This is a genomic window from Pseudomonas sp. JS3066 (assembly GCF_036328175.1).
In the GTDB taxonomy this organism is placed as follows: domain Bacteria; phylum Pseudomonadota; class Gammaproteobacteria; order Pseudomonadales; family Pseudomonadaceae; genus Metapseudomonas.
This window is the reverse complement of the sequence record NZ_CP143312.1, coordinates 1,283,461-1,301,669: the sequence shown is the minus strand read 5'-3', so window position 1 is coordinate 1,301,669 and position 18,209 is coordinate 1,283,461. Positions and strand designations below refer to the sequence as shown.

Sequence of the window (18,209 nt, the reverse complement as noted above, 5' to 3'; positions counted from 1 at the left end):
TTGGGAGCTGAGCGGGAAAGGTTGCGGATAGTCGAATCATCGACGCATTGCCTGAGTCCGCTTCTGGCCGATTCTGTTGAAAAAGTAGCTGCCGCCCCATGCCGCCGGCAAAATCACGCGCTCAGTGAGCGTGGGGGCAGGCAGCATGATGGGACAGTTACCGGGAGGACAGCAGCGCCTGTTCTACTCGTTCAACTTGGAAGAGCACCTCCCGCCCCAACACCTCCTGCGCAGCATCGACCAGTGCCTGGATCTCAGTGACCTGCGCCCACCTGGCGGATTTCTACAGCCCCATTGGGCGACCGTCGATTGATCCGGAGTTGATGGTGCGCATGCTGGTGGTCGACTACTGCTACGGCATCCGTTCCGAGCGGCGGCTATGCGAAGAGGTGCATCTGAACCTGGCCTACCGCTGGTTCTGCCGGCTGGGCCTGGAGGACGAAGTGCCCAATCACTCGACCTTCTCGAAGAATCGTCACGGCCGCTTCCGTGACAGCGGCCTGTTCCGCTGGTTGTTCAATGGGGTGCTCCGGCGCTGAATGGCCGCTGGGCTGGTCAAAGGTGAAGGCTTCGCCGTCGACGCCAGCATCATCAAGGCGGATGCCAGCCGGCAACGCGGGGTGCCGGGCGATGAGGTCGATTGGCGCGATCCGGCGCTCAGCACCCGCGCCGTGCGCGAGTACCTCGAAGCCCTCGATGAGGATGCGCTGGCCGAGGCCCTGCCCAAGAAGATTTCGCTCACCGATCCGCAGGCGCGGTGGACCGCCGCGCCAGGCGGCCCAACCTTCTTTGCCTACGCCACCATCGACACCGCGCACGGCGTGATCCTGGATGTGGAAGCGACCCCAGCGCATCGCACCGCTGAAGTAGAGTCGACCAAAACAATGGTGGAACGCGTCGAAGCGCAGTTCGACCTCACACCGGAACGGCTCATCGGTGATACCGCCTATGGCACTGTCCCGATGCTGGCCTGGATGGTCGAAGAGAAGGACATCAAGCCGCATGTGCCGGTGTGGGACAAGACCGAGCGCAAGGACGACAGCCTCTCCAGCAACGACTTTCACTGGAATCAGGAGGCCAATGAATACCGCTGCCCAACCGGCAAACCGCTACGCAGTGAATGGCGCACCTTCACCCAACAGAGATCGCGGGTGACCAAGGCCAACACCATCATCTACCACTCCAGCCGAGCCGACTGCGCCACCTGCCCACTGAAAGCCAAGTGCTGTCCCAATACGCTGATCCGCAAGGTCGTGCGCAGCATCCATGAAGCTGCCCGCGACGTAGCGCGACGCATCGCCAAGACGCCGGAATAACTCCGCTCCCGCTGCGAGCGCAAGAAGGTGGAGATGCTCTTTGCCCACCTCAAACGGATCATGAAACTCGACCACATACGGCTGCGTGGCCTGACGGGTGCGACTGACGAGTTCACCTTGGCCGCGACGGTGCAAAACCTGCGACGCATGGCAAAGCTTTTGCCTCAAGGGCCACCGCTCACGGGATAGGTACGCCTACTGCGAGCAGAAACCCTCGAATTAACCCGCAAACCTGAGCCCGGTGGCTCAGTGAAACGCCGAAAGGCAACTTGGAGTGGCTGGTAGCCACTTCGAACGCTGGCACACCTCGCCGGCTGGCTGCCGCAGAACCGCCTTTTTCAACAGAATCGGCCGGGAGCTGCCTCTCAGCAGCGGAAGCAATTGCCCCTCAGCAGCCTCATTGTCGCGGTCTGCCCCCGACTGTTTGGGGAGGCCTAGCCTTCACGTCATCGAGAGACCTATCAGCCTGAAGGACTTTAGGCTGAGCGACTAGTCTTACTGATTGAACTTCAGATTGGCATCCGCCTCGCGTGCTCAGCGTAGGCGTTGAGGGAAATCCCTCATTGTCTGGCGGTGTTGCACCTTTCTAGCATTGCTCTCGGTAATCGACCCGATCGACGGAGAAGAATCATGACTACCGTACCGACTGACGACAAGCGCCCGACCCCTGACCCGGCCGAGGACAATGCTTTTTTCCCTTCGCCGTACTCTCTCAGCCAGTTCACGTCATCCAAATCCGACCTCAGTGGAGCCGACTATCCGACCCCCTATCGCGGAGGTCGTTGGAAGGTCTTGATGATCGGGGCCGATGAGCGCTATTTGCTGACGGACAACGGCACCCAGTTTTCGACGGGAAACCACCCCGTAGAGACATTGCTGCCCATGTACCATATGGATAAAGCCGGGTTTGCCTTCGACATCGCGACCCTGTCCGGAAACCCGGTCAAATTCGAGTTCTGGGCCATGCCCTCCGAAGACGCCGAGGTGAAAGGGCAGTACGCCAAGTATCGCGACCAGTTCAAGACCCCGCTCAAACTGGCTGATGTGATCGAGCAGAAGCTGGGCGAAGACTCCGACTATATCGGCGTGTTCATTCCTGGCGGACACGGGGCCTTGATCGGTCTGCCCAGGAGCGAAGATGTGAAAAAGGTCCTTCAATGGGCTTCGGCAAACGACAAGTTCGTGATCTCCCTTTGTCATGGCCCTGCGGCTCTGCTCGCAGCAGGCATCGGTGAAAGCCGGGACACCTGCATCTACAACGGCTACAAGATCTGCGCGTTTCCCGATGATCTGGACGCGAAGACCCCTGACATCGGTTACATGCCCGGCCATCTGACTTGGAAATTCGGGGAGGAACTGAAGGCGCTGGGTCTTGAGATCATCAACCAGGACATCTCGGGTGCAACACACCAGGACCGGAAGCTGCTCACCGGCGACAGCCCGCTCGCGGGCAACGCTCTGGGTAAGCTGGCGGCCGCCGCGTTGCTGAAAGAGGTCGCAGCGGGGTGACTCAGGACATGGCCGAGGCGGCATTTCGAGCCGCCCTTGCGATCGAGAGTGCTCAAACGCTTTCGGTGATCCAGGAGTCAGTCCGCGCCTCTGCCATGCCGTTTGGTTACGACCGCTTCGTCCTGTTTTCCGCTACATCGGCACGAGACGAAGTGGTCGAACGCATCTACTGGGTCGAGGGTAACTGGTTCGATGACCAGGCTACGGTCGACGCACAGACCTATGTCCGGCGTTGTCCGGTAACGCGCCATATCCTTGAGGCCCGTGAGCCCTTTTACTGGAGCAAGGTGAAGGGCAACGGCGGCGAGCTTTACCGGGTGGTTCGCACTCCGGTGGGCCCCGGCATTCATGGGTTGCAAATACCTGTATTCGGTCCACTGGGGCTTGAAGGTGCCATGAGCCTTGGCGGAGAGCGGGTGGATGCGACTCATCGAGTTCGCCTAGCGCTGAGCATCTTGGCCACGGCTGCGTTTTTCTCCGCTCGCCGGTTGCTGGAGTCGCCAGTGGGCGAGGTATACAGAAAACTTTCCGAGCGTGAGCGCGAAGTCCTAGCGTGGATTGCTGCAGGAAAACGTCAGGCGGATATTGCCGCAACGCTCGGTCTGTCGGAGCGTACGGTGGAAAACCATTTGCGTTCGGCGCGTCGCCGTCTTGGCGTTGCAACAACGGCCCAGGCCATCAGCTTTGCCATACGCAACGGTGATCTGGAGGGCTAGGAGGGGCTAGGATGAGCGCGTGTGCGCTGATAACCGGAGCAGCCTGCCTTATGCCATGTCCGCTTTTGGCCAATTCTGTTGGAAAAGTCCAACCTTAATTTTTGCCCGAGAAAGTAGGCTCCTTACGTTGAAATCTGAGCCAATTCCGGCACTGAACTGCCCCAGTTTTTGCGTAGCGACACGTCAATCGTGCGATATTCGGCTTTGCGTGAGCGAGCCTGGACGACACCCACTTTTTCAACAGAATCGGCCGGTAGCTGACATTCGGGACTGGCAGCTTTCGGCTGTGGATTCAATTGGTCGACGCAAAGCCCCGCTGAATGCTTTAGCCAATCCGTTGCATCCATCGGTGGAATCCGCAATTGGCTGGCTGCCAGTCGAACGCAACTCAGCAATGTCACGGCCAAGCCCCGGCCTCGAGGCGACACAGGCTGATCACACCCGATCAGCCTGTGTCGCGGAGGTTGAGGCGTAATGCCGCCGCGCCGTCACTCAGGAATTGAGCGCAGCATCGGCCGTCATCTGCTGGTCACCGGCACCCGCATGGCGGCGCACTTTGAACCAGGCGGCATACAGCGCTGGGACAAAGAAGATTGTCAGCAATGTCGCCACGGTGAGGCCGCCCATGATCGCAATCGCCATCGGCCCCCAGAACACGCTGCGCGTCAGCGGGATCATTGCCAGCACGGTAGCCAGCGCCGTCAGCATCACCGGGCGGGCCCGGCAGATGGCAGCATCCAGCACCGCATTCCACGGGTCACGGCCCTGCGAAATCTCGATCTGCACCTGGTCGATCAGAATCACCGAGTTACGCATGATCATCCCCCCAGGGCGATTCACTTACCTCCCGGCGATCGGGCCTATGCCGAACGCTGGAAAGCCATCAAGTTCGCCTTCCCCAAACGCCTGACCAACGCCGAACCTCGCACCGATACCCAACAAAAGCGTGGGGAACGCGGCATCTGGCAGCGGCGCTATTGGGAACACCTGATCCGCGACGACCTCAATGACCAACGGCACTTCGATTGCATCCACTTCAACCCGGTGAAGCATGGCCATGTGCGGCATGCGCAGGATTGGCCGTTTTCGAGTTTCGATCGCGCGGTGAAAGACGGGATTTATCCGGCGGATTGGGCAGGGCATGAATCGGACGCCGAGGGCGGGCGTTGGAGGGAGTGAACGGGTGGATGAAGCCCGGCGCATTGGTGGATGAAAAGAGCGTCATCCACCCTTGCAGGGTCACACTTCTCCAACTCCACTCAGCCAAATCCCACACCCCAACTGCATTGCCGCTTCCCCACCCTGCCCATAGCCTCTGTCCCCGGCGCCTAAGAAACGCTTACTCACACAGCGGACCAACCGCTCCCGAAAGCTCAGCGGCTTTTTTGTGCTCGCGGCATACTCGCACCCGCACAAAACCTCTGCTCTGTCGGGAGTGGGCTAATACAAGACCCGTAAGGGGAATACGCCCGGCCTCTGTGTGGGTTTCTTAACTCCCGACGCCAACAGCCTTAAGAAAGCTGCTCACACAGAGGTAATGGATATGCCCGAGTTTCCCGAGTTTCCCCAGTTTCACCCCGCCCCTCCCCCGGACGCCGAAGTCCTCCTGCCCGCCACCTTCATCCGTCACAAGCGCCAGCTACGAGCCGTGCTGCTGGATGAAGAACCCTGGTTTTCCGCTAGCGATCTGGCCCGACTGATCAACCACGCGCCGTTGCCCGAGCGGGTGTCTCGCAACCTGGATGAAGATCAATTGCAGCGCGTCTGGATGCGCAACAGCCATGGCGACTTCGAGCCGGAGTTGCTGGTCAGCGAGTCCGGCGTGTACACCGTGCTGATCCTCTACTACCACCGGGAAGAATCGCTGCATCCGCCAATGGCTCACCCGCGAGGTGATTCCTCGCCTGCGGGAAGAGGAACGCTTCCACGCCCAGCGACCCTATCGCGAAGTGATCCAGGGGCAGGAGCGGACTGCTCGCAGAGACCGGAGATGCCTGCCGGAACAACGGCACTCCATCACTCTTTGACTACCTGCCCACCAGTTCCGAAACAGACCACACTTTCCGCTAATCGAAGCGACTGGCGAGGCATTCAATCGGCGTCGCCCCCCTAATGCGACGCCAAGAACTCCTCAGGCTGATGGATCCATGACCTCAGCATGCCTGGGCAGGCCGATGGAAATCAGGGCAGCCAGCAGCACAAAGGCTGTAGATACCCACAGACAGGCCTCCAGCCCATAGGCCTGGAAGATCCAGCCGGAAAGCAGCGTGCCCAGCAAACGACCGAGGGCGTTGGACATGTAGTAGAAGCCCACGTCCAGCGACACACCATCCTCCTTGGCGTAGGAGACGATCAGATAGCTGTGCAGCGAGGAGTTCACCGCGAACAGCACCCCAAACAGCATCAGGCCGCCAAGCAGCACCGGCTGCGCTGACCAGCCTGCCGAAAGGCCGATGGCGATGGCTGCCGGCATCGCTGCCAGCATGCTGGCCCAGACAAAGGCAGCGCGGCCATCCGGCACATGACCATGCTGCTTGCCAGTGATCGCCGGGGCGAGGGACTGGACGATGCCATAGCCGATGATCCAGGCGGCAAGGAAGCCACCGACCAGCCAGAAGTCCCAGCCGAATACCGTACTCAGGTAGACCGGCAGTGCCACCACGAACCAGACATCGCGGGCACCGAACAGGAACAGCCGCGCGGCCGAGAGAATGTTGATCGCCCGGCTCTTGGAGAGGATGTCGCGAAACTTCGGCTTGGCCTTGGCCTTGCCCAGGTCCCTTTTCAGCATGACCAGGCTACCGAGCCAGATCAGCGCCAGCACCGTCGCCATGGCCAGTACCGCCCCCGCGAACCCCAACAGGGCCAACAGCGCCCCGCCAAGGAAGAACCCCACGCCCTTCAGGGCATTCTTCGAGCCGGTGAGGATCGCCACCCACCTGTACAACGTGCCCTGCTGGCTGTCCGGCACCAGGAGCCTGATCGTGCTCTTGGCGCTCATCTTGTTGAGGTCCTTGGCAATACCCGACAACGCCTGGGCGCCCATCACCCAGGGGATGGTGAGCCAGGCCGGCGGCACCGCGAGCATCAGCAGCGCGATGACCTGCATGCCGAGGCCGATGTTCATGGTGCGGTTAAGGCCCAGGCGGGCACCCAGGTAGCCACCCACCAGGTTGGTGATGACGCCGAAGATCTCGTAGAACAAGAACAGCGCGGCGATCTGGAGTGGCGTGTAGCCCAGCGTGTGGAAGTGCAGCACCACCAACATGCGCAGCGCGCCATCGGTGAGGGTGAATGCCCAGTAGTTGCCGGTCACCAGCAGGTACTGGCGGACTTCAGTGGAGAGGCCTGACAGCACCTTCATGATCGCCGTTTGCTCCCTCTTAACCTGCCAGACCAACCAACTTCGCCAGTTCAACGGCCCGGTTGGCGTAGCCCCATTCGTTGTCATACCAGGCATAGAGCTTCACCTGGGTGCCGTTGACCACCATGGTCGATAGCGCGTCGATGATCGAGGAACGCGGGTCGGTGCGGTAATCGATGGACACCAGCGGACGTTCCTCGTAGCCGAGGATGCCCTTCAGCTCATGCTCGGCAGCCGCCTTGAGCAGTTGGTTGACCTCCCCCACCGAAGTCGCTCGCTCCACTTCGAACACGCAATCGGTCAAGGATGCGTTGGCCAGCGGTACGCGTACGGCGTGACCATTCAGGCGACCACGCAGCTCGGGGAAGATTTCAGCGATGGCGGTGGCCGAACCCGTCGTGGTGGGGATCAGGCTCATCCCCGAAGCACGGGCGCGGCGCAGATCCTTGTGTGGCTGGTCGAGAATGCTCTGGGTGTTGGTCAGATCGTGGATGGTGGTGATCGAGCCGTGACGGATACCGAGGTTCCCGTGGATCACCTTGACCACCGGGGCCAGGCAGTTGGTGGTGCAGGACGCGGCGGTGACGATGCGATGCTGCGCCGGGTCGAACAGATGCTGGTTGACACCCATGACCACATTCAGCGCGCCTTGCTCCTTCACCGGCGCGCACACTACTACGCGCTTCACGCCCTGATCCAGGTAAGCCTGGAGCACTGCGACGGTCTTCATCTTGCCACTGGCCTCGATCACCAGATCGCAGTCGGACCAATCGGTGTCGGAGATGGCCTTGTTGGCAGTGACCTGGATGCGCTTGCCGTCGATCATCACACCGTCGCCCTCGGCGCTGGCTTCGCGCTGCCAGCGACCATGTACCGAGTCGAAGTTGATCAAATGGGCATGGGTGGCGGCGTCGCCCGCAACGTCATTGATGCGGACGAACTCAAACTCCGGCCAGTCCCAGGCCGCCCGCAGCGCCAGGCGACCGATACGACCGAAACCGTTGATACCGACTTTGATGCTCATGCTCGTGCTCTCGTATGAATGCTGGATCAGATGGAACGTTGGTTGACGCGTTTGGACAGCTCTTCAGCCGACTCCTTGCGCTCGGAGTAGCGGTCGACCAGGTAGTCCGAGCGCTCACGCAGCAAGAGGGTGAACTTCACCAGCTCCTCCATGACGTCCACCACACGGTCGTAGAAAGAGGACGGCTTCATCCTCCCCGCCTCATCGAACTCCAGGTAGGCCTTGGGCACCGAGGACTGGTTGGGGATGGTGAACATGCGCATCCAGCGACCCAGCACGCGCAGCTGGTTTACCACGTTGAACGACTGCGAGCCGCCGCAGACCTGCATCACCGCCAGGGTCTTGCCCTGGGTCGGACGCACCGCGCCCATGGCCAGCGGAATCCAGTCGATCTGTGCCTTGAACACCGCGCTCATCGAACCGTGGCGCTCTGGCGAGCACCACACCTGCCCCTCCGACCAGAGCACGAGTTCACGCAACTCCTGCACCTTGGGGTGGCTGTCCGGCACGTCATCGGGCAGCGGCAGCCCGGACGGGTCGAAGATGCGTGTCTCGGCGCCGAAGTGCTGGAGCAGGCGCGCGGCCTCCTCCGTCAACAGGCGACTGAAGGAGCGCTCGCGGGTCGATCCGTAGAGCAGCAGGATGCGCGGCTTATGTGTGGCCGACAGCGTGCTGCCTAGCTTGTCCAGGGTCGGCAGGTCAACCAGGTCGGCATCGAGGTTCGGTATGTGGTCGTCGGTCATGGATCTAATCCTCAGCAACAAGCAGCAACGCGTTCGGGGCGGTCGCCCATGCCTTCCAGGCGCTCCGAGTCAGGGCTGAGCCATTGCCTGTTGGCGTCCAGCACCGTGGTAAGCACGCGATGCACCCAATCGGGCAAATTGGGATGAAGGCGGTAGTACACCCACTGGCCCTGGCGGCGATCCGCCAGCAACCCACAGGTGCGGAGCTGGGCCAGGTGACGAGAAATCTTCGGTTGGCTCTCATCCAGGGCACAGGTGAGTTCGCAGACACACAGTTCTTCCTCGCGGGTAATGAGCAGCATCACGCGCACTCGGGTCTCGTCGGCAAGGCATTTGAAAACGGTGGTCGGGGTCAGATGGTCGGTCATGGCGCTCTCAACGTTTGGTTTTCACCAGAACGAACACCTTGATGCGTTCGTTGATTTCACGGGCGGCGTTAGCGACACAGATGAACAGCACGCGGGTCCTGGATCTCATGGCCATACCCTGTTCATATATGTTTTTTCGAATATATGATTTTTCGAATATTCGGTAAAGACTTACAGGACGGAATGCGTGGGAGCCATGCGCACTTCTCATGAGCTGTCACAGCTTTACATGTGCATGGTTGTGCACATATATTCTCGGCATGCAAACGCCCACTATCACCCGCTCCCATGCCATCGAAGCAGCCATCGAGTCGCTGGATGGCGCCTTCTTCAAAGCCCTCTGCGAACCTTCCAGGGTGGCCGTGCTCAAGCGCGTGATGCAACTTGGCCGCGCAGACGTCAGCGAGATCGCCGCTGACCTTCCCCAGGAACGCTCGGTGGTATCCCGCCATCTCCAGGTACTTCTGGACGCAAATATCGTACGGGCGACTAAGGCCGGACGGCAGGTGTTCTACGAGGTAGACGGCCCGGCCATCGTCACTCGCCTGGAAACCATCCTCCAACACACCCGAGGCATTACGTCGCTGTGCTGCCCTGGTGGATCGTAGGCCTTTCTATTTGCATCAATAGGTGCATGAGTACGCATACATGAACACAAAGATTTCAACTCAGGACGTGATCGTCATCGGTGCAGGACAGGCGGGATTGGCATGCGGATGGCACCTGCAACAGCGGGGACTCAAGTTCCTCATTCTCGATCAGCAGCAGCACCCTGGCGGCAACTGGCGCAACTACTACGACAGCCTGGAGCTCTTTTCGCCAGCGGCCTATTCGTCTCTGCCTGGCCTGCCATTTCCTGGCACCCCCACGCGCTACCCGAGCCGGGACGAAGTGGTGCACTACCTGGAGCACTATGCGAATCGGTTCCAGCTGCCCATTCGACAGAACACCGAGGTGAGGCAGGTGCAGCGCTTGGGAGACGAATTCGAGGTGAGGTCAGCAGAGCATGAGTGCTTCAGCGCGAAAGCCGTCATCGTTGCCTCAGGGGCATTCAGCCGCCCGTACACCCCTGCCATACCGGGGCTCGACAGCTTTCAAGGCCGCCAGATGCACAGCGCCGACTATCGAAAAGCCGAGCCCCTGGGAGGTCAGCGGGTGGTAGTGATCGGCGCGGCAAACTCGGCCGTGCAGATTGCCTACGAGCTGGCTCAGGTAGCCAACACCACGCTGGCGACACGCGAGGCAATCCGCTTCGTCCCCCAGCGATTCCTGGGGATCGATTTCCACGCCTGGTTGAAGTGGACAGGCCTGGAGAAGACCCGCTGGCTGAGCGACCAGAGCACGCCGGTACTGGATGACGGCACCTACCGCAGGGCCTTGAGAACGGGCTTGTTACACCGGAAGCCGATGTTCACTGCCGTTGTTCCTGATGGGGTGACGTGGGCAGACGGACAACATGAAGCAATCGATAGCCTGATCTTCGCCACGGGCTACCGTCCAAATGTGCCGTTTCTGGATGGACTACCGGTGCTGTCTCAGGACGGCCACATCCTCCAGCGCCAAGGCATGGCGCTTGAAGTGCCCGGCCTGTACTTCGTGGGACTGCCTCGACAGCGCAACTTCGCGTCCGCCACCCTGCGCGGCGTCGGAACGGACGCCGCGCATATCCTTCCGTCGCTGCTGCGTCACCTGGGCTTGTCCACGTGCGTAGGTGCGGCAGCTGAACTGAGTTAGCGAACTGCCTGATCTCACTGGCAGCCAGCAGCCTCTGGCATTGATCGGGCTTGTGGCGCGCCACCCTCAAACTCTCCGATCTGAACACGTGAATTGCTTGACCGGGACGGATGACGCACCAGCTCATTTTGCCTAGGTAAAGAACCTCGAGCCTGGACTCTGCAGCGCCTGATGCCGATAGGAAAACTCCGGATCCACATGATCGATAGTGCCCAGGATCTGCTCGGGCGAACCCAGTGCCGGCGCCATGGTCCAGCGCTCAATGCGATCATTGCCGATGCGCAGCATGCCGGAGTGCGAGTTCTTGTCCCGATCCACTTCCGGCTCCGGGTCGTAGAAGCCCAGACTGAAACGTACCCGCTCGATGTCTGCCGGCGCCCCCGTCAGGAACCACCAGCCAGGCCCCACACCATGTCGCGCGGCGTACTCCCGAAGGGTTTGTGGTGTATCCAGCTCGGGCGCCAGGGTGATGGAGTACAGATGCACCTGTCGTCCGAGACGCGCGCCCAGAAGCCGCTGCACCTGCAGCAGGTTCGCGGTGGCGGTAGGGCAGATGCCGGCGCAGGAGGTGTACATCATGTTGATCGCCACCACCTTTCCGCGAATCAGGTCATCGTAGAAACGCACTGACTTGCCGTATTGATTAGTGAGCAGCACGTTGGGCAGCTGGCTGGCGGTACGGTTGGGGCGATCGGTCCTCCCGCCACTGGAAACACTCAAGCCGAGCGCTGTTCCCACGCCAACCACGCCCAGGAGCCCGGCGCTTACCAGCAGATTTCTTCTCGTGTTCATGAGGCGACACTCCTAAGCATTTGGCTCTTCGTCCTGGTCGTCTTCAAGGTCCCAGCGGACCATCATGGCGTGGTCCTCATGGATCACGTTGTGGCAGTGCATGACGTACTTGCCCTTGAAATCCCGGAAGCGAAACAGCACGACCATGGTCATGGTTTGATCGAGCACGAAGGAATCCTTGCGACCTCGCTCATGTATGGGAATCGGCACCTGGACGCCATCGACCAGCTTCTTGAGCATGATCCCTTCCTCTAAGTGCGAGTGAATCGGGTGAGACCACCCACCTCCCGTGCTAGCGAACTCCCAGATTTCCGCGCTCCCCTGGCGAACCCGCGCCCTGGGACGGTTGACGTCTACCAGTTGCCGATTGACCTGCCACAGCCCATTGCGCCGATCAAACTCCCACCGCCTTACAGGCAGCTTCTCCAATTCTTCGGGTGAAGGGATATCCGGTAGCGGTCGTAAGAACCGGGGTACCTGGCTGAGGTCCTGCTCGGGCGGGTGGCGATCAACGATGAACTTCATCACGCGGGTGCCGGGCGCTCTGGAGTCCCTGGGCTTTCGCGTACTGTCCTGGCGAAGCCGGTTGGTCAGATAGAGTTCGGTGCCGATGGGGTACCGGGAAAAGTCGACAACAATATCGGCCCGCTCGGCCACCCCCAGCCTGACATGAGTGAAATTGAACAGCGCTTCGGGCAGCAGGTTGCCGTCGTTGGCGATATAGGTGAACCGCTGGACGACATTGCTCGAATTCACCAGGTAGAGGTCGTAGAACCGGCTGGGGCCACTGTTGAGCAAGCGCAGCCGGTACTTGCGGGCCGCAACCCGCAGTACCGGCTCGATCTTCCCGTTGATCACCACCTTGTCGCCCAACACGCCTTCGGCATGGAGTTGGTCGTAGAACAGCTGCCCGTCAGGCATCGGCGTGAAGCGACGGTCGCCGAAGGCCAATGGATAGTCGTAAGGGTGGCTGGGAAGTCTCAGGGCACTGGGGCTTGGATCGCGTTCATTGCCTGAGTCGATATGATCGAACAGCAGGTAGAAGCCGATCAGCCCTCGATACACGTTGGGGGCGGTGTAGTCCAAGGTGTGGTCATGGTAGAAGAGCGTTCCCAGCGCCTCTCGATAGTCACCGATACCGTTCTGCAACTCATCGTACCCAGCGTAGATGTTGGGGTAGAAATGATCCTTGAACGTCCCTCTCCCCTGCCTGGAACCTGACCTGCTCAGCGTCGGCCCCGCCTCATACCGGCTGTAGTAATCCCCCGGAAATCCATCGCTCTCCGAGGGCGTGTGTCCATTGTGCAGGTGAGTGGAAATCTCCGGCGTACCGAAGCCGATATGATTTTGAGGCAGATCGTTATAGATGCGGCATATCACCGGATGCCCGTAAGTGGCGAAGATGGTTGCGGGAACGGTGGCGTCGGGATTGCTCCCTCGATACGCCCAGACTTTCTGTTTGGGCAAATCGGGGTGGGTTACCCATTCAGCGTTCTGTACCACGCGCAGCTCGTACAACTCGGGAGCCCCTAGAACACCGGTCAACTCTTCGTAACGCTGATGCGCGTCACGTCCTGCCTCGCCTGCCTCGGTGTTGGGCTCGATGGTCGGCGCAGGAGTGAACGCCTCGGTATGCGCCACCGGCACGATGACCGGCGGCAGCTCCTCCATCCAGGGCCGGGTCGCTGGGCTGGGCGGAAAGATCGGCTGTGGCGTGGTCACCCATTCGACCGCCTGGCCAGACTGACTGGCCGGGAGCCATGGCGCCGCCAAGGCAGCCGCTGATAGTTTGAGAAAAGTTCGCCGGGCTGTGTCGCCCTTGTTCTGCTGTCCTGGGAAATTGCCCTTGTTGCTCCGTTTGCTGGTTCGCATTTGGTTGTTCCATCACCCCATCCTCAACGCACGCCCTCTCTTACCGCCCTAGCCACGGTTAGTTGAATATCCTCTCCCCTGCGCCAAATCTCAGCACTGCATGTTCGCTTCTTGTTGAGCGAATGATGTCTCATCATTCAGTAAAAGCAGCTTTACCGGCGTGGGGCAGACCGCCTGTCTGGCAATGTGCCACTCAGCAATATCAGGAAACAAATCAATTAGTTATAGAGAAATCAATAACATTAAAAACTTATTGCCATTTTTATGACGCTCAATTAATCAAATGTCCGAATGTGCCTCCACAAGCGCCAACTGCGTGCCGTACTACTGGACGAGGAACCCTGGTTTGCCGGCAGTGATTTCGCTCGGCTGATCAACCACTCGCCACTGCCCGAACGGGTGTCGCGCAACCTGGCTAAGGACGAGCTGCAACGAGCCTGGATGCGCAACAGCCATGGCGATTTCGAGCAGGAACTATTGATCAGCGAGTCCGGCGTCTACGCCGTGCTGATCCTCGACTACCACCCGGAAAACCGCTGCATACGCCAATGGCTCACCCGCGAGATGATTCCACGCTTGCGGGAAGAGGAACGCTTCGACGCCCAGCGCCCCTATCGCGAGGTGATCCAGTGGCAGGAGCGGCAGCTGCAAGTGCTGCACTGTCAGGGCAAGGCATGGCTGCACCTGGGCGATTGCCCGGACCTCCTCCGACACCTGCTTTTGGTGATTGGCTAAACCGTAGGTTGGTCCGAGCGAAGCGAGGCCCAACGATGACAAGTCGTTGGGCCTCCTGGTGCAACGGTCAGGCTTTTGCGCTCGCCAAGCCCATCTGCCAGAAGTCCGCTTCCAGGCGCGACGCAGTGGCGAACACTTCCACCAACTCCTCGAAACGCCGCTCCGTCATGCTGCGCGCCGCGAGTTCGTCGAGGTGTTTGCGTGCCGCTGCGGCCACGCCCTGATACGCCTCGCCTGCGTACTCGCCAATCCACTCGCGATAGGGATGATCACCCAGCGCCGCAACGCCATCGGGCGTCAGGTTGCGGCCGATCTCGGCATAGCCGATCACGCAGGGGGCCAGGGCCACATGAAGTTCCAGCAGGTCTCCTGCAGCACCACAATCAAGCACGAAACGGGTATACGCCACGGTCGCCTGATGCTCCGGCGCCGACTCGATGTCTTTCTGCGAGAGGCCCCACCGCGCGCACAACCGCACATGCAGGTCGGTCTCGTCGAGGATTGCCGCCAGCCCCGCCTGAGCCGCCCGAATGTCCGCCGGGGTACGGCTCTTGTATGCGGCCAGCGCCCAGGCCCGGGCGAACTGGATCAGGAACAGATAGTCCTGCACCAGATACGTCTGAAACGCAGCTTGTGGCAGTGCCCCCGCTGCCATCTGACGCACGAATGCGTGATCCACATAGCTGTTCCAGTCGGCTGTCGCGGCGGCTTTCAAACGGTCGAAGATATCCATGGTTCAACTCTCGATTTCATAAACGGCGTCAAACTACTCGAGTTCGAGCGCCACGGTACGTAATTGTGTGACAGCCCGCGACCGCTTCATCGAACCAGCACGCAGGTTGGGTGGAGCCTGCGGTACCCATCAGCCAAATCACGATGGTTTGGCTTCTACCCTAGCGGGACGCCGCCCGCGCCATCCTATGAGTGGTCCCATCCGAGTCCGCGAGCTGTGACTACACTTCCGAGTCGCGGATAGAGCGTCGGACAGCTCAGCGAGTCCGCATGGATGTCACTCAAGGAGGAGAACCCATGGAGACCCAAAGGCTCTCGGTGGCCCGCAATACCTTGCTTCGCGTCTATTCCGGGGTGGAACGCCGGATGCTGTATCTGGCGGCGGGCAATGACCTTGGCTGTTCGCTCTGGCTGTTCTGGCACAAGTGCGACGCCTTCTACCTCGTCGATCCGGAAATGGGCAAGGGCGTCAACTACGACACCCTCATCAACGAGCTTACCCAGGGAACGGCCCCCCACATGCCTGGCGTCCGTCTGGCTGTCGACGGCTATGAGGAAGGGTTTTGGGAAAATGCGTTGCCGGGTCGGCGCTACCACGTGTACGACCCGCGAACGCCCAACATCAGGAAGCGGCTCTGCTTCGTCTGTGCGGGTACGACCGACTGGCTACGCTCCACCACCTCCCGCTACAACGTAGTGCTCTGCAAGGACTACATGGGCATCACCGAGGGCCCCGACTCCAACTTCCCTTACGACGAGGTCTGGGGACGTCTGAACCACCACGGCATCTTCGGCGAAACCATTGGCGCAGACCGTTCCGGGGAGGAATCCGACTTTGCCAAGTACCGCTACCTGGGTTTCCGTTCCTTTCTGAAGGTCATCGGAGACGACGACCGGCCACTCGGCTTCGGCGCGGGTCTGGTGCTATTCCGGAAGGAGAACGACGCCAACACTGCGGCGTTTAGCAGGGGAATACGCAATCTGGAACGGGTAACCAGGCTCGCGAAGGGCATTTTCAGCCCGTTCCTCGGCGAGTGCGACTTCAGTCCCGACGCCATCAAGGACAAGGCTGGCTACGCAGGTCTGTTCGACTTGATGACCAACAAGGGGATCGGCAACTGGAACGCACTGTACGAGGATGGCCGGTTTGAAAACTGGCTCGTCGAGTTCATGGCCGGACAGGGCGTGACGATAGACCTGGATCTGCTGTTCGACATGATCGGCCCGCTCAAGATCAAGGCATGGGGCGGTTGGTGAGCCTGTCGATGGGACGTCCCCAGGTCATCAGTCACGCAAAGCCCCGCGCCAGCACGATATCGAACACGCCACGCCGCAGCTCGCCGTCCTGTTCCAGCTCGATGGTGTTGGTGAAGCGATCGTGGGCCCAGGGGTCGCCGGCAATAAAGGGGTCGCCCTTGAAGTAAAGCTGCAGGGTGACCGGTACATGGAGCGATTCCATGATCCGGAAGTGGATGTGTGCGGGCCGCATGATCCCGCCGTATTTTTCCAACCCCGGCAGGTTTGGCGGCACGGGGTAGCGACCGGGCATGACGGTCTCGATGCGGTACTTGCCCTGCGCGTCGGTATAGAGCATGCCGCGCAGTTTGAAGTTGCCCTTGTCGGTGTAGTTGCCGGGCTTCTCGGTGTCGTACAGGCCGGCACCGTTGGCCTGCCAGACCTCCACCAGCGCGTTCGGGATGGGAGTACGGCAATCGGCGCTGAACACCGTACCAGTCACCACCAGGCGCTCCCCTGGCTCCTCTGGCCCAGCCAGCTTCGATTGGAACGGCGCACCGAAGCGGTAGTAGGGGCCGAGAATATCGCCCTGGGTCACCGGGCAGCCCTGCTCGGCGAAGACAGACCTTGCCAGCAACCCGCCTCCCAGCAGCACCGCGCCGCCGCCGAGAAAATGTCGCCGCGAGATGCCTGCTGATGAATATTTCTTCACGCCCGCCTCCTCCCGGTATGGCCCGGTCGTAGTGACGACGGCACGCCAGGGGACGAGGCGTGTACCTGAAGAGTCTAGCCATCGGCCAGTACCCCGCCAGATGCAAAAATTGCGACCCCGGGCCTGAACGGAATCACGACTGCACAGCGCCTTGCCGGGACGATACCCTTGCCACCTTGCAGCATCGCCAAAACCACAAGAAGGAACGTCTCGATGTCCAGTTCCCATCATCACAGCGATCAACACCGGCGCCTGGTGCTCAAGGCGTTGCTTTGGCTCACCCTGTTCGGTGGCGTGTGCTTCTCGGCGATCAACATCATGCGCGAGAACTGGATACTCGCCGTGCTAGAGCTCTCCTACTCCTTCATCTCGCTGTACTGCCTGCTGGTCATCAACCGCAGCGAGAATCTGCGCACGCTGACGATCATCTACCTCGTGCCGTTCTTTACCTTGATGATGGTGATCCTTTTCCAGCCGCGCACGTCCTTCTCTGTATTCGCCTGGATCCAGACCATTCCGATCATCTTCTATCTGTTGCTCGGCCTGCGCCTGGGCCTGTGGGGGTCGCTGCTGTTCATCGGCATAGGTCTGTTCGCCTTCAGCCAGCGCTTCACCTCGGACAACCAGGTGACCAACATCCTGATCCTCGCCAACCTCGGCGCGGCCGCCCTGTCAGTAACGCTGTTCTCACACATCTACGAGCGCAGCCGCCTGCGCAATGAGCAGCGCCTGACCGAGTTGGCTACCACTGACAGTCTGACCGGACTGGCCAACCGGATGAGATTGGCCGATGTATTCGAACGCGAAATCAACCGCGCCAAGCGCAATCGCACACCGCTCGCGCTGGTATTCCTGGATATCGACCACTTCAAGCTGATCAACGACCGCTATGGCCACAAGGCAGGCGACAAGGCCCTGTGCCATTTCGCCCAACTCTTGTCAGGGCGGTTGCGCAGCGGAGACCTGTTCTGTCGCCTGGGCGGCGAGGAGTTCGCCGTGCTGCTGCCCAACACCAGCGCCGAGCAAGCCGCAACCATCGCCCACAGCCTGTGCGAACGCCTGGCTGCCACGCCTTTGGAACTGGAAGGTCGGCCGCTGCCCATGACGCTCAGCGCCGGCGTTGCCAGCTTTGGCGAAGACGGCGAATTGCTCGACGAACTGATGCAGGTGGCGGACCGACGCACCTATTCCGCCAAGCGCACCGGACGCAATCGGGTCGTCACCGAAGACGGCCACGAGCAACCCCTCGCCGCCACCTGAGACACGTTGAGCAGCTCCACCCATCCTGCGATCTATGGCCGTTCGTTCCATCCCCCAAGTGTGGGGGCAGTACCCGATCTAACCTCTGGTTGTTGT

Annotated in this window: 17 protein-coding genes and 2 pseudogenes; 10 read left to right on the top strand and 9 right to left on the bottom strand. The window is 60.7% G+C overall.

What is annotated here, in order from left to right:
• The first annotated feature begins 145 nt into the window (after window positions 1–145).
• The 3 genes and pseudogenes from SA496_RS06200 (at window position 146) to SA496_RS06190 (ending at window position 3,541) form a co-directional block, all read left to right on the top strand.
• Window positions 146–1,505 (top strand): annotated as a pseudogene (locus SA496_RS06200) (transposase).
• A 441-nt stretch (window positions 1,506–1,946) separates the two neighbouring features.
• Window positions 1,947–2,825, top strand: coding sequence for a glyoxalase III HchA (hchA, locus tag SA496_RS06195; protein ID WP_120652051.1), 879 nt, complete (start codon window positions 1,947–1,949; stop codon window positions 2,823–2,825).
• Window positions 2,822–3,541: a PA1136 family autoinducer-binding transcriptional regulator gene (locus tag SA496_RS06190; protein ID WP_330115179.1), complete on the top strand. Its 720-nt coding sequence runs from the start codon at window positions 2,822–2,824 to the stop codon at window positions 3,539–3,541. Before hchA ends, SA496_RS06190 begins: the two co-directional genes overlap by 4 nt.
• A gap of 492 nt (window positions 3,542–4,033) precedes the next feature.
• Here the strand turns inward: SA496_RS06190 and SA496_RS06185 are convergent.
• A pseudogene (locus tag SA496_RS06185) lies at window positions 4,034–4,369 on the bottom strand (efflux RND transporter permease subunit); the annotation flags it as partial.
• Between SA496_RS06185 and SA496_RS29105 the strand changes: the two are divergent.
• On the top strand, window positions 4,277–4,720 hold the full coding sequence (locus SA496_RS29105) for an REP-associated tyrosine transposase (RefSeq protein ID WP_442965090.1): 444 nt from the start codon (window positions 4,277–4,279) through the stop codon (window positions 4,718–4,720). The pseudogene SA496_RS06185 and the gene SA496_RS29105 sit on opposite strands and share 93 nt — an antisense overlap.
• A gap of 364 nt (window positions 4,721–5,084) precedes the next feature.
• Window positions 5,085–5,654, top strand: a complete 570-nt coding sequence (locus SA496_RS06175) for a hypothetical protein (RefSeq protein WP_330115178.1) — start codon at window positions 5,085–5,087, stop codon at window positions 5,652–5,654.
• An 18-nt stretch (window positions 5,655–5,672) separates the two neighbouring features.
• On the opposite strand, the gene arsJ is transcribed toward SA496_RS06175, so the two are convergent.
• The 4 genes from arsJ to SA496_RS06155 are packed head-to-tail and all read right to left on the bottom strand — an operon-like array spanning window position 5,673 to window position 9,040.
• A complete protein-coding gene (arsJ, locus tag SA496_RS06170) occupies window positions 5,673–6,905 on the bottom strand; it encodes an organoarsenical effux MFS transporter ArsJ (RefSeq protein ID WP_120652054.1) in 1,233 nt (410 codons plus the stop codon).
• 19 nt (window positions 6,906–6,924) lie between these two features.
• Window positions 6,925–7,929 (bottom strand): ArsJ-associated glyceraldehyde-3-phosphate dehydrogenase, encoded by a 1,005-nt coding sequence (locus SA496_RS06165; protein ID WP_330115177.1) that lies wholly within the window; start codon window positions 7,927–7,929, stop codon window positions 6,925–6,927.
• Between the two features lie 26 nt (window positions 7,930–7,955).
• A complete protein-coding gene (gene arsH, locus SA496_RS06160; protein WP_153917852.1) occupies window positions 7,956–8,672 on the bottom strand; it encodes an arsenical resistance protein ArsH in 717 nt (238 codons plus the stop codon).
• Between the two features lie 11 nt (window positions 8,673–8,683).
• Window positions 8,684–9,040, bottom strand: coding sequence for a metalloregulator ArsR/SmtB family transcription factor (locus SA496_RS06155; RefSeq protein ID WP_120652060.1), 357 nt, complete (start codon window positions 9,038–9,040; stop codon window positions 8,684–8,686).
• A gap of 260 nt (window positions 9,041–9,300) precedes the next feature.
• Between SA496_RS06155 and SA496_RS06150 the strand changes: the two genes are divergently transcribed.
• Together SA496_RS06150 and SA496_RS06145 are read left to right on the top strand one after the other, a co-directional pair.
• Complete coding sequence (locus tag SA496_RS06150; protein WP_153917850.1) at window positions 9,301–9,648, top strand: ArsR/SmtB family transcription factor; 348 nt, start codon at window positions 9,301–9,303, stop codon at window positions 9,646–9,648.
• A gap of 40 nt (window positions 9,649–9,688) precedes the next feature.
• Window positions 9,689–10,774 (top strand): flavin-containing monooxygenase, encoded by a 1,086-nt coding sequence (locus SA496_RS06145; protein WP_120652064.1) that lies wholly within the window; start codon window positions 9,689–9,691, stop codon window positions 10,772–10,774.
• A 132-nt stretch (window positions 10,775–10,906) separates the two neighbouring features.
• On the opposite strand, the gene SA496_RS06140 is transcribed toward SA496_RS06145, so the two are convergent.
• Window positions 10,907–11,566 carry an SCO family protein gene (locus SA496_RS06140; protein WP_120652066.1) on the bottom strand — a complete coding sequence of 220 codons (660 nt, stop codon included), beginning with the start codon at window positions 11,564–11,566 and terminating at the stop codon, window positions 10,907–10,909.
• Between the two features lie 12 nt (window positions 11,567–11,578).
• Entirely contained in the window at window positions 11,579–13,438 is a 1,860-nt protein-coding gene (locus SA496_RS06135) for a multicopper oxidase family protein (RefSeq protein ID WP_330115176.1), read from the bottom strand.
• A gap of 291 nt (window positions 13,439–13,729) precedes the next feature.
• Here SA496_RS06135 and SA496_RS06130 point away from each other — a divergent pair, with 291 nt between their 5' ends.
• A complete protein-coding gene (locus tag SA496_RS06130) occupies window positions 13,730–14,173 on the top strand; it encodes a BRO-N domain-containing protein (RefSeq protein ID WP_153917846.1) in 444 nt (147 codons plus the stop codon).
• A 67-nt stretch (window positions 14,174–14,240) separates the two neighbouring features.
• Here SA496_RS06130 and tenA read toward each other — a convergent pair whose 3' ends face one another.
• Complete coding sequence (gene tenA, locus SA496_RS06125; protein WP_120652069.1) at window positions 14,241–14,906, bottom strand: thiaminase II; 666 nt, start codon at window positions 14,904–14,906, stop codon at window positions 14,241–14,243.
• A gap of 296 nt (window positions 14,907–15,202) precedes the next feature.
• Between tenA and SA496_RS06120 the strand changes: the two genes are divergently transcribed.
• Window positions 15,203–16,162, top strand: a complete 960-nt coding sequence (locus tag SA496_RS06120; RefSeq protein WP_120652071.1) for a hypothetical protein — start codon at window positions 15,203–15,205, stop codon at window positions 16,160–16,162.
• Window positions 16,163–16,193: 31 nt separating this feature from the next.
• Here SA496_RS06120 and SA496_RS06115 read toward each other — a convergent pair whose 3' ends face one another.
• Entirely contained in the window at window positions 16,194–16,853 is a 660-nt protein-coding gene (locus SA496_RS06115; protein ID WP_330115175.1) for a dioxygenase family protein, read from the bottom strand.
• A 213-nt stretch (window positions 16,854–17,066) separates the two neighbouring features.
• Here SA496_RS06115 and SA496_RS06110 point away from each other — a divergent pair, with 213 nt between their 5' ends.
• Entirely contained in the window at window positions 17,067–18,113 is a 1,047-nt protein-coding gene (locus tag SA496_RS06110) for a GGDEF domain-containing protein (protein ID WP_153917844.1), read from the top strand.
• Window positions 18,114–18,209 lie beyond the last annotated feature (96 nt).

What these genes read in the sequence shown, in the direction of transcription:
- SA496_RS06140 (WP_120652066.1), bottom strand. Translation starts at nt 11,566, where the DNA reads ATGAACACGAGAAGAAATCTGCTGGTAAGCGCCGGGCTCCTGGGCGTG.
- SA496_RS06155 (WP_120652060.1), bottom strand. Translation starts at nt 9,040, where the DNA reads ATGACCGACCATCTGACCCCGACCACCGTTTTCAAATGCCTTGCCGAC.
- SA496_RS06110 (WP_153917844.1), top strand. Translation starts at nt 17,067, where the DNA reads ATGTCCAGTTCCCATCATCACAGCGATCAACACCGGCGCCTGGTGCTC.
- SA496_RS06130 (WP_153917846.1), top strand. Translation starts at nt 13,730, where the DNA reads ATGTGCCTCCACAAGCGCCAACTGCGTGCCGTACTACTGGACGAGGAA.
- SA496_RS06145 (WP_120652064.1), top strand. Translation starts at nt 9,689, where the DNA reads ATGAACACAAAGATTTCAACTCAGGACGTGATCGTCATCGGTGCAGGA.
- SA496_RS06120 (WP_120652071.1), top strand. Translation starts at nt 15,203, where the DNA reads ATGGAGACCCAAAGGCTCTCGGTGGCCCGCAATACCTTGCTTCGCGTC.
- tenA (WP_120652069.1), bottom strand. Translation starts at nt 14,906, where the DNA reads ATGGATATCTTCGACCGTTTGAAAGCCGCCGCGACAGCCGACTGGAAC.
- SA496_RS06175 (WP_330115178.1), top strand. Translation starts at nt 5,085, where the DNA reads ATGCCCGAGTTTCCCGAGTTTCCCCAGTTTCACCCCGCCCCTCCCCCG.
- arsH (WP_153917852.1), bottom strand. Translation starts at nt 8,672, where the DNA reads ATGACCGACGACCACATACCGAACCTCGATGCCGACCTGGTTGACCTG.
- arsJ (WP_120652054.1), bottom strand. Translation starts at nt 6,905, where the DNA reads ATGAAGGTGCTGTCAGGCCTCTCCACTGAAGTCCGCCAGTACCTGCTG.
- hchA (WP_120652051.1), top strand. Translation starts at nt 1,947, where the DNA reads ATGACTACCGTACCGACTGACGACAAGCGCCCGACCCCTGACCCGGCC.
- SA496_RS06150 (WP_153917850.1), top strand. Translation starts at nt 9,301, where the DNA reads ATGCAAACGCCCACTATCACCCGCTCCCATGCCATCGAAGCAGCCATC.
- SA496_RS06135 (WP_330115176.1), bottom strand. Translation starts at nt 13,438, where the DNA reads ATGCGAACCAGCAAACGGAGCAACAAGGGCAATTTCCCAGGACAGCAG.
- SA496_RS06165 (WP_330115177.1), bottom strand. Translation starts at nt 7,929, where the DNA reads ATGAGCATCAAAGTCGGTATCAACGGTTTCGGTCGTATCGGTCGCCTG.